The organism is Microlunatus sp. M237, from assembly GCF_056896895.1.
Genome location: NZ_JBXHBL010000001.1, coordinates 441,737 through 456,829, shown reverse-complemented (window position 1 = coordinate 456,829; position 15,093 = coordinate 441,737). Strand labels below are relative to the sequence as shown.

Below are 15,093 nucleotides of genomic sequence, written 5' to 3'. Positions count from 1 at the left end.
CAGACAAGGAAGTCTTTCTTTCATGCCCTCAGCCAAGCTCGTTCTTGATGCGGCCTTCACGATCGCCCCGGTTCCGCGCCGCCTGTTCGGCTCCTTCGTGGAGCACATGGGTCGCTGCGTCTACACCGGCATCTATGAGCCCGGTCACCCCACCGCCGATGATCAAGGGCTGCGCCGCGACGTGATGGAGCTGACCAAGGAGATCGGGCCGACGGTCGTCCGCTACCCGGGCGGCAACTTCGTCTCCAACTATCGCTGGGAGGACGGCGTCGGCCCTCGGGACCAGCGCCCGACGCGGCTGGACCTGGCCTGGCATTCGATCGAGACCAACGAGTTCGGGATCCACGAGTTCGATGACTGGGCCAAGAAGGTCGGCACCGAGGTGATGATGGCGGTGAACCTCGGCACCCGCGGTCTGCAAGAGGCCTGCGACCTGCTGGAATACACCAACCACGCCGGCGGCACCTATTGGTCGGACCGGCGGATCGCCAACGGTGCCAAGGATCCGTTCAACTACAAGCTCTGGTGCCTGGGCAACGAGATGGACGGCCCGTGGCAGGTCGGACACAAGACTGCGGCCGAGTACGGCCGGCTGGCCAACGAGACCGGCAAGGCCATGCGCTTGATCGACTCCGACATAGAGCTGGTCGCTTCCGGCTCGTCGAACTCGCGGATGCCGACCTTCGGGTCGTGGGAGTCCACGGTGCTCGACCTGTGCTACGACACGGTCGACTACATCTCGATGCACGCCTACTACGAAGAGACCGACGAGGACGCCGGCACCTTCTTGGCTTCCGCGGTCAACATGGACAACTTCATCGACGACGTCATCTCCACCGCCGATGCCGTTCGTGCCCGTGGTCGTTACAAGAAGCGGATCAACCTCTCCTTCGATGAGTGGAACGTCTGGTACATCGGCCGCTTCAGCGGCGACGGGCCCAAGGCCAACACGATTCAGTGGCGGCCCAAGCCGCGGCTGATCGAGGATGAGTACACGATCACCGACGCCGTCGTGGTCGGCACGCTGATGAACTCGTTGCTGCGCCACGGCGACCGGGTGACGGTGGCCAACCAGGCCCAGCTGGTCAACGTGATCGGGCTGCTGCGCTCGGAGGAGGGCGGCGAAGCCTGGAAGCAGACCATCGCCTACCCGTTCGAACAGATGCGGCACCTGGCCACCGGCCAGATCGTGCAGGTGGTGGCCACCTCCGACAAGTACGACACGCCCACCTACACCGACGTACCGCTCGTCGACGCCAGCGCAACGTACGACGCCGAGGCCGGCCGGGCGGCGCTGTTCGTGGCGAACCGCAGCCAGGACGAGACCTCGACCCTGGAGGTCGACCTTCGGGGACTGAACGTCACCTCGGTGCGCAGCGCCAGCACGCTGCACGCCGGCTTGGGTCAGGACCGGCACACCACCAACCTGGAGGTGCACGATGCCGTGACCCCGCGGGCGTTCACCGACCACACGTTCGACTCTGGCCAGCTCACGGCGACGCTGCCGGCGCTGTCGTGGACGGTCTTCGAGTTCGAGTGCCCGCGCGGCTGACAGCTCATCCAGAGCGGGTGACCGTTGTAAATCTGTCACCGGCGAGGTCCCACCGATTGGTAGAAAGGGGGCTACATTTCGTGTGACGACGCTCACATAATCAACCAGTACCTGCAGGAGCAGCCGATAGACGAAGCCACGGGTACGACGCGGAAGGCCGCGATCGCCCGCCTCGCGAAGCACACACAGCGCGAAGCAACACCACCATTGGAAGAAGGAGCACGATGACAAAGACGTTCAGCTCATCCAGCAACGGGGCTTTCCTCCGCGACCGGGCGATCAGTCGCCGCGGCGTGCTGACCGGTGCCATGGGCGCCGCCGCAGCCGTGGGACTCGCCGCCTGTGGTGCGGGCTCGTCCGGTGCGCCCGGCCAGGCCCAGTCGGCGCCCGGTGGTGGCGGTGCCGATAAGTACGACGGCCCCAACGTCACTCTGGCCTATTGGAACGGCCTGACCGGTGGTGACGGGCCCATCATGAAGAAGATGATGGACAACTTCAACAAGGAACACCCCAACATCAAGGTCAGCATGACCGCCATCGCCTGGGCCGAGTACTACCAGAAGCTGCCGGCCGCAGTGAGCAACGGCAAAGGCCCCGATATCGGGATCATGCACGAGTACGCGCTGGCCACCAACGCAGCCCGCCAGGTGCTGCAGCCGCTCGACGATGTGGCAACCGCCCTTGATCTGAAGGAAGAGGACTTCTCCCCGCTGGTCTGGGCTGCCGGCCTCTACAAGGGTCCGAAGGACGAGGCACCGGTCCGGTACGGCCTCCCGCTGGACATGCACCCGGCCGGTCTCTACTACAACAAGACCGTGCTGGAGAAGCTCGGTGAGGACCCGGAGAAGGCGCCGACCACCGGCGACGAGCTGATGGCGATCTTGGACAAGGCGAAGTCCAAGGGAATGCAGGGCATGTGGACCTCAGCGCTGAGCGTCTTCGGCCTCGAGGCCCAGACGCTGGTCTACCAGTTCGGCGGAAAGATGGTCAACGATGACGGCCTCACTGTCGGCTGGGGCGGCGAACAGGGGGTCAAGGCGATCACCTGGTGGAAGAGCCTGATCGACCAGGGCTACAGCCCCAAGAACGCCGCCGGCGACGGCAACTACGTCTCGTTCAACAACGACAAGGCCGTGTTCATGATGAACGGCCCGTGGATGACGACCCCGCTGAGCGACAACAAGAAGCTGAAGTGGGGCGCTGCACCGGTGCCGCAGATCGGCGATTCGCTGCAGACCTGGTCGGGCGCGCACCACTTCGTGCTGCCGCGTCAGGTCCAGGCGGACCAGAACAAGGCCCAGGCTGCTCGCGTCTTCGTCAACTGGATGTCGCAGCAGTCGCTGAACTGGGCGACGGCCGGCATGGTGCCGGCGCGCAAGAGCGTCCGCGAGGACCCGGGCTTCGCCAAGCTCGGTGCGGTCACCGAGTTCGCCAAGCAGATCGACTATGTCAACTTCGTGCCTGCCGTTCCGGGTATCCAGGACGTCTCGCCCGAGTTCGAGAGTGCGGTCAGCACGGCCATGCTCGGCAAGAAGGACATCGCCACGGCTCTCGGGGAAGGTGCGGAGAAGGCCAACAAGATCCTTGAGGCCAACAAGAAGAAGTACGGATGAGCACCGCGACGGCGCCGGCGAAGACCTCGCCGGCGCAGGCCTCCTCGACCCCACGCAAGTCGGGGCGGCTCCGCCTGCACCATCCGGCGACGCCGTACCTGCTGTGCTTGCCGTATCTGCTGCTGCTGGTCACCTTCGTGCTCGGTCCGGCAGTCTTCGGCATCTGGATCAGCCTGCACGACTGGGACTTCATGCTGCCGCAGAAGCCGTTCATCGGCCTGCAGAACTACAAGGACCTCTTCGACCCGGCATCGGTGATCTTCGAGTCGTTCTGGAACGGCATGCGGGCGACGGCGATCTTCACCGTGGCCAGCGTTCCGTTCCTGATCGCCATCCCGTTGATGATCGCTCTGCTGCTCAACCGGAAGTTCCCGGGGCGGACCTTCTTCCGCGCGATGATCTTCGCCCCGTACGTGTTGGGTATCGCGGTCATCGGTGTGCTGTTCAGCTATCTGCTGGACGCACAATTCGGTCTGGTCAACTATGTCCTCGGTCTGGTCGGCATTCCGCCGGTGGGCTGGGCACAGACCCAACCGTGGGCCTGGGTCGCCCTGGTCGGCATGACTGTCTGGTGGACGCTCGGCTTCAACACCGTCATCTATCTGGCGGGTCTGGGCAACATCCCGGTGGAGCAGTACGAGGCGGCCGAGCTGGATGGCGCGGGCGCGTGGGGCAAGTTCCGCTTCATCACGCTGCCCGGCCTCCGGCTGGTCATGGTCTTCGTGGTCACGACGACGATCCTGGCCAGTGCCAACATGTTCGGCCAGTCCTATCTGGTGACCAACGGCGGACCGGGTGACAGCACCCGGACGGCGATTATGGTTATGACTCAGGAGGGCCTGCGTGGCTTCAAGATGGGGACGGCGTCCGCGATGAGCTACATGTTGGCCATCTTCTTGGCGATCGTCTCGATCATCAACTTCGCTGTGATGAGGGAGCGCAAGTCATGAGCCGCACGCGCAGCTATACCCGGGACCGCAACGGCCCGTTCTTCTGGGCCGGGATGGTCATCCTGGCGGCGATCTTCATCGTGCCGATCCTGTGGATGTATCTGACGGCGTTCCGCACGCAGTCTGACTCACGCCGGATCCCGCTGACGATCATCCCCGATGAGCTGACGCTGCGGGCGTTCCGGTTCATCTTCGCCGACTCGCAGAACCCGGTGCTGGTCTGGGCTCTGAACTCCTTCATCGCCGCCACCGCACACGCCCTGTTGGTGATGGTGGTGGCCTCGATGGCGGCGTACGCGCTGGCGCGGATGCAGTTCAAGGGTCGAGGGCTCATGTTCGGCGTCATCATCTCGACGCTGTTCGTGCCGGGCTTCATCTTCTTGATGCCCAACTATCTGCTGATGGACCAGCTGGGCTGGCTCGACACCTTGCTGGCTCTGATCGTGCCAGGTGCGGCCGGAGCCTTCGGGGTGTTCTTCCTGCGGCAGTTCTTCATGAGCATCCCCCGGGAGCTGGAGGAGAGCGCGCTGATCGACGGAGCGAACACCTGGACGATCCTGACCAGGATCATCCTGCCGATCTCGCGGCCGGCCCTGGTCACCCTTGGGGTGATTTCGTTCCTGGCCAGCTGGAACGACTTCGTCTGGCCGATCTTCGTCCTCTTCTCCCCGGAGCGGCTGACGTTGCCGGCTGGTCTGTCGACGCTCAAGGGCGCATTCGCGACCGATTACCCGGTGATCATGGCCGGGGCGACGATCGCCTCGGTGCCGGTGCTGATCCTCTACATCGCACTTCAGCGCTACATCATCGAAGGGGTCGCGACCAGCGGGCTCAAGGGCTGACACCCTGCTTCACCGCCGACCTTCACATCGGAACCGACACGACCTCGGCCGCCAGCCTGACCGGCGACCGAGGTCGTGTCACACCCCACCAGGCACCACGACAAGGAGCACCCGTCCATGGCCCGTGCACGTATCGTTCTCGACCGCGACTTCACCGTGGGCCCCGTGCCGCGGCGCCTCTTCGGGTCGTTCGTCGAGCACATGGGGAGGTGTGTCTACACCGGGATCTATGAGCCGGGCCACCCCGACGCCGACGCTCAGGGCTTTCGTCGCGACGTGCTGGAGCTGACCAAGGAGCTCGGGGTCACGGTGGTCCGCTACCCGGGTGGCAACTTCGTCTCCGGCTACAACTGGGAGGACGGGGTGGGCCCGGTCGAGCAGCGGCCGCGGCGGTTGGACGGGGCGTGGCACACCCTCGAGACCAATGCCTTCGGTCTGCACGAGTTCGTCGACTGGGCCCGGCTGGCCGACGTGGAGGTGATGGAGGCGGTCAACCTCGGCACCAGGGGAGTGGAGCAGGCTCGCGCGCTGGTGGAGTACGCCAACCATCCCGGCGGAACGCAGCGGTCGGACCTGCGGCGCAGTAACGGCGCCGAGCAGCCGTTCGACATCCGCCTGTGGTGCCTGGGCAACGAGATGGACGGCCCGTGGCAGATCGGCTTCAAGACCGCCGACGAGTACGGGCGGCTGGCTGCCGAGGCGGCCCGCGCGATGAGGATGATCGACCCGCGGCTGGAGCTGGTGGCCTGTGGCAGCTCCAACTCCTCGATGACGACGTTCGGGGCCTGGGAGTCCACGGTGCTGGCCCACACCTACGAGCAGGTCGACTACATCTCGCTGCACACCTACTACTCCGACTCCGACGGCGACGTGGACAGCTTTGTGGCCAGCGCGGTCGACATGGACCGCTTCATCGAGTCGGTGGTGGCCACGGCCGACGCCGTCCGGGCCCAAGGCCGGCACCAGAAGCGGATCGACCTCTCCTTCGACGAGTGGAACGTCACCTACCGGCGCACCGACGCAGCCGAGGTGGTCACCGAGTCCGAGATCACCCGGAACTGGGACCAGGCACCGCCAATCGGGGAGGGCAACTATGACGTCACCGAGGGGGTGGTGGTCGGCACCCTGCTCAACTCGCTGCTGCGCCACGGTGACCGGGTCAAGATCGCCAACCAGGCGCAGCTGGTGAACCTGCTCGGCATGATCCGGACCGAGCCGAACGGACCCGCCTGGCGCCAGTCGATCTTCTTCCCGTTCGCCGCCATGGCCGGCGCCGCGACCGGGCAGATCCTGCGCGCGGCGGTGACGTCGGACCGCAGCCACAACGCCAAGTACGGCGAGGCCGACGTGGTCGACCTCAGTGCCACCTGGGATGAGGCTCGGGGCAGCGTCAGCGTCTTCGTCGCCAACCGCGGACTCGAGCAGCCCGCCGACGTCGATGTTGTGCTGCGCGGCCTGCGGGCCGGGACCGTCACCTCGGCCCAGGTGCTCACCATCCCCGACGGGGGTGACCGGTTCGCGTCGAACTCCGCCGGACACCAGCCGGTCGGGATGGTCGAGCTGAACGAGGTCAGCGTCGTCGACGGCAACCTGGTGGTACGGCTGCCGCCGCTGTCCTGGGCCGCCATCACGGTCGCGGTCACCAGCGCCTGAGCGCGCGGACCTCAGCGACCGAGCAGAGCGTCCAGGCCCACGGCCACGGCGGCGGCCACCCGATAGTCGATCCGTTGGTCCGGGACCCGCACGGTGTAGCGGTCCCGGACCGAGGCCTGCCGCTCGACCGATAGCAGCGGGGCGCCGTCGGTCCCGACGAAGTCGAAGTGCACGGGCAGGAACGGCATGTCGCCGAACCGGCTCAGCAGCGCCACCAGCAGGCTGCGCTCCTGACCGGTGCCGGCGTATCCCGGTCCCTCCAGATGGAAGGTCGTCCGCACCAGACTCCGGCCGAAGTCTTTGCGAAAGGTGCCCAGCGGCTGCTGATCCTCGTCGAAGACGTCGTAGGAACCGTTGAGGTCGATGGCCTTGCGCGCCCGGAAGCTGAACACCGGCCGCGTCCGGGTCGCATCGGCGTAGAACGTCACCTGCTCCTTGATCGCCAGCCGCTTCTGTTCGGCCACCCCGAGCAGGGATCCGACGCTGAGGTCGGGGTTGGCGGCGTGCAGCTCATAGCGGTTAAGGGTCATGGCGAACGTCTGCGCGACGAAGAAGACCGGCAGATATTGGGTAGCACTCATGGCCTCAACCTAGGCGATCGGTGGGTGGATGCAGCTCAGCGGTTCAGCCACGCGGTGAACGCGGCGGTGTCGTACGGCCGCCCGAGGAAGTGTTCCACCAGGGCGGCGGCGTCGTCCGAACCGCCAGGAGCCAGCACCGTGTCGCGGTAGCGGGTGGCCACCGTGGCGTCGAAGAGGTCGTCCGGGTCGAAGGCGCTGAACAGGTCCTTGGCGATGACCAGCGACCACATGTAGGTGTAGTACGCCGAGGTGTAGCCGGCCAGATGACCGAACCGGACGTGGAAGTGGGTGTCGGGCAGCGGCTGCACCAGGCTGTACTGGGCCGACAGCTCGAGCATCCGCGCGGTCAGGTCCGAAGGCCGCTCCAGATGCAGTCGGTAGGACACGGCGGCGTAGAACATCTGGGTCCGGGCCAGGAAGCCCTTGCCGAAGTCCTCCGCGGCCCGCATCTTCGCCACCAGCTCGGTCGGGATCGAGGTGCCGGCGGCGTCGGTGGCGAAGGTCTGCAGCACCGCGGGGTCCCAGGCCCACTCCTCGAGCATCTGCGACGGCGCCTCGACGAAGTCCCACTCGGTGGCCACCCCGGAGAAGCGCACCCACGGGTGGCGTCCCGCCAGCACGTGGTGCATCAGGTGACCGAACTCGTGGAACAGGGTCACCACATCGCGGTGCTCCATCAGCCCGCGCGGGAAGTTGCAGACCAGGACGCCTTCAGGCAGCTGCCGGTCGAGGATGCCGGGCACCAACTCGAAATGGGCGGCGTGGTTGTATTTCCGCTCCCGCGGGTGCAGGTCGAGGTGGATCCGGCCCAGCACGTCGGCGCTCCCGTCCTCGGCCACGAGTGCCACGTCATAGGAGGTGACATCGGCGTGCCAGGTGCCCGCATGGTCGCGGTCGACCGGGGTGTAGCGGAGGCCGAACAACCGGCTGGTCACGCTCAGCAGGCCGTCGCGCACCTTGGCGAAGTCGAGGTAGCGACGTACCTCGTTCGCGTCCACGCCGTACCGCTCCCGCTTGACCGCCTCGTAGTAGTAGCGCCAGTTCGCCAGGTCGATGACCTCCTCGCCGTCGGCCGCGGCCCGGTCGAGCAGCACGTCGAGCTCGCGATGCGCGGCGACCTCCGAGTCGGCCGCGATGCGGTCGATGAACGCTGCGATGGCCGAGCCGGTCCCGATCATCTTGATCTCGGCGTCGTAGTCCGGCCAGCTGGCGTAGCCGAGCAGCTGGGCCTTCTCATCCCGCAGCTGGAGCAGTTCCTGCAGTACCGCCTCGTTGTCGGGCCAGCCGACATTGAAGTACGTCCGGGCCACCGCTCGCCGTGCCTCGGGATCGCGGGCGTAGGCCAGGAACGGGTGCGCGTCCGGGTAGTCGGTGGTGACGGTCACCGTCTGGTCCTCGCCGACCGGGTGCGCCGCGACGTACTCATCTGACAACCCGTCCAGGGCGGCGGGCGGCAGGGTGATGCTGCGGCGCCCGTCGCGGAGCGTACGGGCGAAGGTCTGGCTCAGGTCGGTGAGCCGCTGGTCCAGGGCACGGACGCGGTCACGGATCTCATCGCCTCGGTCCACGCCGGAACGACGGAAGGCGCGCAGTGCGGTCTCCACGACGCGCCGGCCGCCGGCGTCGAGCGCGTCGGACGGCACCGAGCGGAGTCGCTCGAACACCACGGTGTCGAGGTGCAGGTCGGTGCTGAACGCCTCGGCCTCGACCTCCAGCGCCTCGGCCAGCTCGATGACCTCAGCGTCGGGGTGCACTGCCGACAGCAAGGAGGAGACGGCCGAGGCGTTGCGGAGGGCGATGGCGGCGTCGTTCCAGTGCTGCAGGATGGCTGGGTCGCCCGGGGTCGTGGTCTTGAGCGCGGCGACGTGGTCTGCCGCCTGCTGCAGCTGGCCGTGGCCGCGACTCTGCAGCCAGGTCGTCCAGTCGTCGGTGGGCAGGTCGAGAGGGGCGGGCACCATGTCGACGACCTTACTGAGCATGCTCGCCGGGCGCTCGGTCAGGAGCGCATCCGGCGCTCGTACCTGAGCCACAGGCTGATGGCGGCGACGCCCGCGATGGTCACCGCGGCGAAGGCGATCCAGCGTCCGCCGAAGACCGGCTGCTCGTGCGGGTGACCGCCGGGGGCCGGTGTGGGTGCGGGTGCTGCCGACGCGGTGGCCGAGCCGGCGGACTCGCTGGTGAACGTGAACGACCCGGCGATCGGGTGGCCGTCGATGGAGGTCACCCGCCATTCGACCGTGTATCGGCCGGCGGGGGATCCAGGGCTCAGCGGCTGGCGGACAGTGTTGTCGATCAGCACCGGATCACCGTTTTGCACCTGGCCGGTCGGCCCGGTGACCACCACCTGGGTGCCCATCGCGACCGCCGGCTCGTCGAAGGTCAGCACCACCTCGGCCGGCGTACTCGCCACCGCTTCCTGATCCGCAGGGGAGGTCTGGCTCAGGGCGTTGTGGGCGGCCGCCGGAGCGGCGGCCACCACGAGGGTGGCCACCGCGCCGACGACCGACAGCGCGAGCCGGGCCAGGACCCGGTGCCGACGGCCGGCCGGCGATACGGGGACGGTCATGGGTTCGATGATGTCCGACCGGCTCGGCGGCGCAGCGCCAACCCCCCGATGACCAGTCCGGCCAGGCTGACCACCAGCGCCGCGGCACCCAGACCCCGGGCCACCGGGTCGGTGGTGCTGGACTCTGCAGGCGCGGCGGCGGCTTGTGGATCGGACGCCGCGGCGGCGATCACCTGGAGCTCGGGAGCGGGGTGCGCCGGTTCCTCGCCGGAGGCGGGCGTGGGCTGGTCCCAGGCGACGACCGACTTGTCCGAGTAGGTCTGCGTGGCCGGCAGCAGCACGGTCCCCGGCGCCGGCAGAGGTCCGACCGAGAGCGAGAACTCCTGATATTCGCCCGGGCCGATCTGCACGTCGTCGTCAGCGGTCCAGGTCACTGTCCGGACGGCCTTGGTGATGGTGGCGCCGTCCATAACGACCGGCTCGGGCAGCGTGGCCTCCTGCTGAACGGCTTGCCAGCCAGGGACCGGTTTGGCGCTGACGTGCAGGAAGGGGGTGTCCTGGGGGAGCTGGACCGACACCTTGACGGTGCCTGCCGTGTCCGACTCGTTGGGCACCCGGAAGGTGAGGGCGCTGTATGAGCCGGTGGTGCTGCTGTCCGGGATGACCCGGACGTGGGCGGCGGCGGGCGCGGGGGACAGCGCTGCAAGGCCGCCGCAGAGGACGGCGGCCGTCAGCACCCGGAGGGCTGCGCGCCGGCGGCGGACAGGTTGAACGGGGCGGACAGGGTCAACAGATTGACCAGGGGCGTGCGACATGGGTTTCCTTCAAGGTCGAGTACGGGTTGGGCCCGCGCGCGACTGTCGACCGTCGGTCACCGTGCTCAGGTCCGGCACGGGACAGGTGGTGAGCCGCTCAGGCGGGTGGGTGCGCCGGCGAGGCGCAGCACAGCGGGATGAGCCTGAGGGTCGGTGGCCCGCGCGGGGCCGCCACCGGGTCGATGCGGCTCGGGCGCCCGGCCGGGGCAGCGCCGGCGGCACCAGGGCGGCGGCCGGCGGGTCGCTCGGTCGGCGCGCTGGTCGCCGCCCGGATGAAACGATCGCTCACCCGCCACAGCCAGGCCTCGCCGCGGGCCAACAGCCAGGCCGCGGCGACGGTGGCGATCAGGTGGGCCACCGTCATCCCCCAGCCGGCCCCGACAACCTGCGGCTGGGCCAGCCCACTCGCGGTGACGTCTCCCAGGGGGACCCCGCAGCCCACGGTGGCGTGGTGGCCGCTGGGGACGCATGCCGACACTTCGGCGTGGCCGCCGGCAGCGATGACCTCGACCCGGGTGGCGACGTTGAGGACGTGGTGCGTCGCGAGCTGTTCGAGCCCGAGCACGATGAGCAGCAGCGGCATCCGGCAGCGGCGCACCGTCACCGAGAGGGCAACCAGGGCGAAGACGCCGGCCAGGACCACCACCAGTCCCGCTCCGGGCAGCTGGCCGCCGCCGGCGAGATGGGCGCTGCAGGCGAGCAGCAGCGAGCCGCCGCCCAGCGCCGCGGCGCGAACCCCACGGACCACGCCGCGACCCGGCCGGGCCGGGCGACGTACGTGGCTCGAGGCAGGCATCAGGACGACTGGTCGCGCCGGGCGATGGCCGCCAGCTGCTCGTTGTAGGCGCGTAGTTCGGCGTCACCGTCACGGTCCGCCTTGCGGTCGCGACGCCGTGACTCGCGGGTATCGTCGCGGACCCACGCCGCGATCAGCGCTACGCCGATGAGAGCCGACGGCAGGTCGCCGGTGGCCCAGGCGATCTGCCCGCCGCGCTCCTGGTCGGCCAGCAGCGCCGCTTGGTCGGTCTGACCGAGGGCCGCCCACCAGTCCGGCGCCAGGATGCTGCCGGTGGCCATCAGGGAGATGGCGAAGAAGGCATGGAACGCCAGCGTGATCAGCAGCAGCCCGAACCGGAACGGGTACGGCGGTCGCGAGGGGCCGGGGTCGGTGCCGACCAAGGCCCAGACGAACAGATAACCGCTGAGCAGGAAGTGGGCGGTCATCAGCACATGGCCGGTGTGGGTGAACATGGCCAGCGAGAACAGCCGCGAGTAATAGAAGACGACCAGGCTGCCGGTCATCAGTACCGCGGCCACGACCGGGTGGCCGAGGAAGCTGAGGTAGCGGCTGTGCACGAGACGGAGCAGCATCTCCCGGGGGCCGAAGCTGCCGTCGCTGCGCGCGGTCAGTGCTCGCAGCGCAAGCGTGACCGGGGCGCCGAAGACGAAGAACATCGGCACCACCATGACCAGGCTCATGTGCTGGATCATGTGGGCACTGAAGTGCAGCCGGCCGTACACCCCGGTGCCGCCGCTGGTCACCCAGATCAGCGCCAGGCACCCGAGCAGCCAGAGCACCAACCGAAGGGTCGGCCAGCTGTCGCCGCGGCGGCGTAACCGGATCACGCCGGCCACGTACAAGCCTGCGGCCAGCAGCGCGACGCCGACCCACAGCAGGTCGGGATAGAAGGTGGTGAAATAGCTGGACACCGTCATGGGCGGCGGAGCCGGATAACCCAGCAGGCCTGACACCGGGTCGACCGCCTCGGCGTCGACCGGCGGTGCGGACCGGGACAGAGCCACGGCCAGCCCCATCGTTGCGCCCATCACGAGCAGCTCGACCGCAGCCAGCCGGACGAACCAGTGCCGGTCGCTGCCCAGCCGGCGGAGCGTGGCACGGCGGTGCAGCCAGCCGGCCAGGCCGAGCAACACCAGGGCGACGGTCTTGCCCACCAGCAGCAGCCCGTACGTGCTGGTCAGGTTGCCGAGCGAGCCGATCCGCAGCCAGCCGTTGACGAGTCCCGACACCGCGACGGCGACGAAACACCAGAGCGCAAGGGTGGAGTAGCGCGCGGCCACCGTGCCCAGCTGGTCTCGCAGCCGGACGGCGACCAGCAACAAGGCGGCCAGGCCGCCCACCCACAGACAGACCCCCACCAGGTGCAGCGCCAGGCTGTCGACGGAGTTCATGTGGTCCTGGGACCCGGATGCGTGCCCACCCAACGCGAGGGGGAGCAGGGCCAGCAGCGACAGCACAGCGGCGAACGCGGCCGAGGTCACCGTGGTGGCCAGCATGGCCAGGTTCAGCACGACGGCGACCACAAGGGCGCTGATGGCGAGCGAGCGCCCGAGCTCCACCTGGCTGACGAAGGAGAACACCACGCTGGAGAAGAGCGGCGTACCCGGTGCGGTGCCGGACACCTCGGCGGCCGTCAGGACGATGACGCCGATCGCACTGCCCAGCCAGATCCCAGCGGCGACGGCCGCCTTCCGCATCAGCCAGATCTGTGGACCTTCGAGGACGCCGCTGCGGTCGGTCTTGGTGCGGCCGCGAGGGGGAGCGACGAACCAGGTGGCGAACACGGCAAGCCCGACGGTCACCGCCGCGGCGAGGTCGTGCACGGTCCGCGCGAGTGGCAGGCCGTATCGGACCAGGGCGCCGGGGTCGAACTGGGCAGGCGTGATCGCGGCGAGTGCACCGGTGGTTCCGGACACGAGGAGTACGACCAGCAGGGCGAGCCCCACCGCTCCGGCGATCGGGATCCAGTCGCGTACAGAGGTGGCGACGTCCGCGCGCGAGTCGGTCCCGCTGTCCGCCTCAGGGCGGGGCTGGGAGCGCAGGGGGGAGGGGGTGCGGCCGGACATCACGCAGACAGTCTAGGAAGCGATTCAGACAGGTGCCCTGTCAGACGTCTGGCGGGGAGATCGGTACGGGGAGAAGCCTGTGGATGAGCGCCGAAATTGTCAGTGGCGGCTCGTAAATTGTACGTATGTTCGATTTACGGATGGAGTTGCCGGCAGACACGTCGGCGACTGCGACATGTGTCGCGGAACTGCACCGGATGGTGGTGATGGCGGAGACGCGGCTGCTGATGGTTGCCGCGCATTGGGCTGACCTGCACGGACCGGATCCGGATCCGGAGCTGGTGTCCGAACCTGGACTGGTGCGGGAGCAGTTTCGTCAGTTGGGTAGAGATGGGACACCGTTGGTGTCGGAGTACGCCGCCGGTGAGCTGGGGACGTTGCAGGAGACCACCACCGGCGCTGCGTCGGCGCAGATGGCGGATGCGTTGGATCTGCGGCACCGCTTCCCGCGCTTGTGGGCACGGGTGCTGGCTGGCGAGGTGCGGGGGTGGAAGGCCCGTAAGGTCGCGCAACACACCCGCCACCTCTCTGTTGAAGCAGCGGCGATTGTCGACGCCATGGTGTGCGGTCCGATCGGGACGATCTCGTGGGCACGGTTTGAGAATCTGCTGCAGGCGGCGGTGATGAGCGCGGACCCGGTGGGTGCGGAAGCGCGGGCGCGGTTGTGGGAGGCGGAGCGGTTCGTCCGGGCCGGTCGGACCGAAGTCGGCGGCCTCAAAGTGCTGGTCGCCCGGGCCAACGCCGGTGATGTGGTCTGGTTCGTCGCGATGGTGAACCGGATCGCGGAGATCCTTCAATTGGAGGGCGATACCGGTCCGGTCGGGGTCCGCCGATCGAAAGCGATCGGGATTCTCGGTCAGCCGGCGATGGCGTTGGCGCTGCTGCAGGCCCACCGGCATGACTCGTGTGAGCAGATTGAGCCGTCGACGGATGACCCGGACCAGGCAGACACGCATCAGTCGGTGCGGTTCGACGGACCGACAGTGGATCCGGTGAAGGCGCGGCCGCAGACCACGCTCTACATCCACCTCAGCCACGAAGCACTGATGGCCGCAACCCACGAGGGCGACCCCGACACCAGCCCTGCGCGCCCCGACCGGCCCGCAACCCCCGACACCGGCCCTGCCCGCTCCCACGACACCGCGCACCGTGGTGCCCGCAGCTACGTGGGTGGGGCCAAGGGCGACGACCCGGGCACCATCGGTGGCTTCGTGGGTCGGATCGAGGGCGACGGCCCGGTCACCATCGACCAGATCCGCCGATTCCTCCGCGACACCCCGAACACGATCACCGTCCGGCCGGTGCTCGACCCGAACCCGGCACCCGTAGACGCCTACGAGATCCCACACCGCCACCGCGAAGCCCTCCGGCTCCGCAATCCGGCCGACGTCTTCCCCTACAGCACCAGCCTGAGCCGGAGCATGGACCTCGACCACACCATCCCGTACGCCAACCCAGGCCCACCTCAGCAGACCAGCCTGGCGAACCTCGGCCCGCTGGATCGAAGGCATCACCGACTGAAGACCCACGGCCGTTGGCGACTCCGACAACCCGTCCCCGGTGAATACCTGTGGCGGTCCCCGCATGGCTGGGTTTATCTAGTCACTAACCAGGGGACGTACGCCCTCGGCAACGGTGTGCTCGCGGGCCGGATCTGGCGCCGGGCGACGGTGAAAGGCCGGGACGCACCGCAGCGGGACCCGGTCGCCGCCTGAG

General features: G+C 68.3%; 12 protein-coding genes. 6 read left to right on the top strand and 6 right to left on the bottom strand.

Annotated features, from left to right (window positions below; genetic code table 11):
* The first annotated feature begins 22 nt into the window (after positions 1 to 22).
* The 5 genes from arfA (AC1XX3_RS02130) (at position 23) to arfA (AC1XX3_RS02110) (ending at position 6,610) form a co-directional block, all read left to right on the top strand.
* A complete protein-coding gene (arfA, locus tag AC1XX3_RS02130; protein ID WP_483319422.1) occupies positions 23 to 1,552 on the top strand; it encodes an arabinosylfuranosidase ArfA in 1,530 nt (509 codons plus the stop codon).
* A gap of 224 nt (positions 1,553 to 1,776) precedes the next feature.
* The gene (locus tag AC1XX3_RS02125) at positions 1,777 to 3,165 is read left to right on the top strand and encodes an ABC transporter substrate-binding protein (RefSeq protein WP_483319421.1); all 1,389 of its coding nucleotides are present in this window, start codon (positions 1,777 to 1,779) and stop codon (positions 3,163 to 3,165) included.
* Entirely contained in the window at positions 3,162 to 4,115 is a 954-nt protein-coding gene (locus AC1XX3_RS02120; RefSeq protein WP_483319420.1) for a carbohydrate ABC transporter permease, read from the top strand. The genes AC1XX3_RS02125 and AC1XX3_RS02120 overlap by 4 nt, the downstream gene beginning before the upstream one ends.
* Positions 4,112 to 4,957, top strand: coding sequence for a carbohydrate ABC transporter permease (locus tag AC1XX3_RS02115; protein ID WP_483319419.1), 846 nt, complete (start codon positions 4,112 to 4,114; stop codon positions 4,955 to 4,957). The genes AC1XX3_RS02120 and AC1XX3_RS02115 overlap by 4 nt, the downstream gene beginning before the upstream one ends.
* A gap of 117 nt (positions 4,958 to 5,074) precedes the next feature.
* Entirely contained in the window at positions 5,075 to 6,610 is a 1,536-nt protein-coding gene (gene arfA, locus AC1XX3_RS02110; protein WP_483319418.1) for an arabinosylfuranosidase ArfA, read from the top strand.
* Between the two features lie 11 nt (positions 6,611 to 6,621).
* Here arfA (AC1XX3_RS02110) and AC1XX3_RS02105 read toward each other — a convergent pair whose 3' ends face one another.
* From AC1XX3_RS02105 to AC1XX3_RS02080, 6 genes are all read right to left on the bottom strand, one after another.
* Entirely contained in the window at positions 6,622 to 7,191 is a 570-nt protein-coding gene (locus tag AC1XX3_RS02105) for an LURP-one-related family protein (protein WP_483319417.1), read from the bottom strand.
* 35 nt (positions 7,192 to 7,226) lie between these two features.
* Positions 7,227 to 9,149: a M3 family metallopeptidase gene (locus AC1XX3_RS02100; RefSeq protein WP_483319416.1), complete on the bottom strand. Its 1,923-nt coding sequence runs from the start codon at positions 9,147 to 9,149 to the stop codon at positions 7,227 to 7,229.
* Between the two features lie 38 nt (positions 9,150 to 9,187).
* Positions 9,188 to 9,757 carry a copper resistance CopC family protein gene (locus AC1XX3_RS02095; RefSeq protein WP_483319415.1) on the bottom strand — a complete coding sequence of 190 codons (570 nt, stop codon included), beginning with the start codon at positions 9,755 to 9,757 and terminating at the stop codon, positions 9,188 to 9,190.
* Positions 9,754 to 10,512 carry a DUF1775 domain-containing protein gene (locus tag AC1XX3_RS02090; protein ID WP_483319414.1) on the bottom strand — a complete coding sequence of 253 codons (759 nt, stop codon included), beginning with the start codon at positions 10,510 to 10,512 and terminating at the stop codon, positions 9,754 to 9,756. The genes AC1XX3_RS02095 and AC1XX3_RS02090 overlap by 4 nt, the downstream gene beginning before the upstream one ends.
* A 97-nt stretch (positions 10,513 to 10,609) precedes the next feature.
* Positions 10,610 to 11,308 carry a hypothetical protein gene (locus AC1XX3_RS02085; RefSeq protein ID WP_483319413.1) on the bottom strand — a complete coding sequence of 233 codons (699 nt, stop codon included), beginning with the start codon at positions 11,306 to 11,308 and terminating at the stop codon, positions 10,610 to 10,612.
* On the bottom strand, positions 11,308 to 13,377 hold the full coding sequence (locus tag AC1XX3_RS02080) for a bifunctional copper resistance protein CopD/cytochrome c oxidase assembly protein (RefSeq protein WP_483320199.1): 2,070 nt from the start codon (positions 13,375 to 13,377) through the stop codon (positions 11,308 to 11,310). The genes AC1XX3_RS02085 and AC1XX3_RS02080 overlap by 1 nt, the downstream gene beginning before the upstream one ends.
* 125 nt (positions 13,378 to 13,502) lie before the next feature.
* Here AC1XX3_RS02080 and AC1XX3_RS02075 point away from each other — a divergent pair, with 125 nt between their 5' ends.
* Positions 13,503 to 15,092, top strand: a complete 1,590-nt coding sequence (locus AC1XX3_RS02075; RefSeq protein ID WP_483319412.1) for an HNH endonuclease signature motif containing protein — start codon at positions 13,503 to 13,505, stop codon at positions 15,090 to 15,092.
* Position 15,093 lies beyond the last annotated feature (1 nt).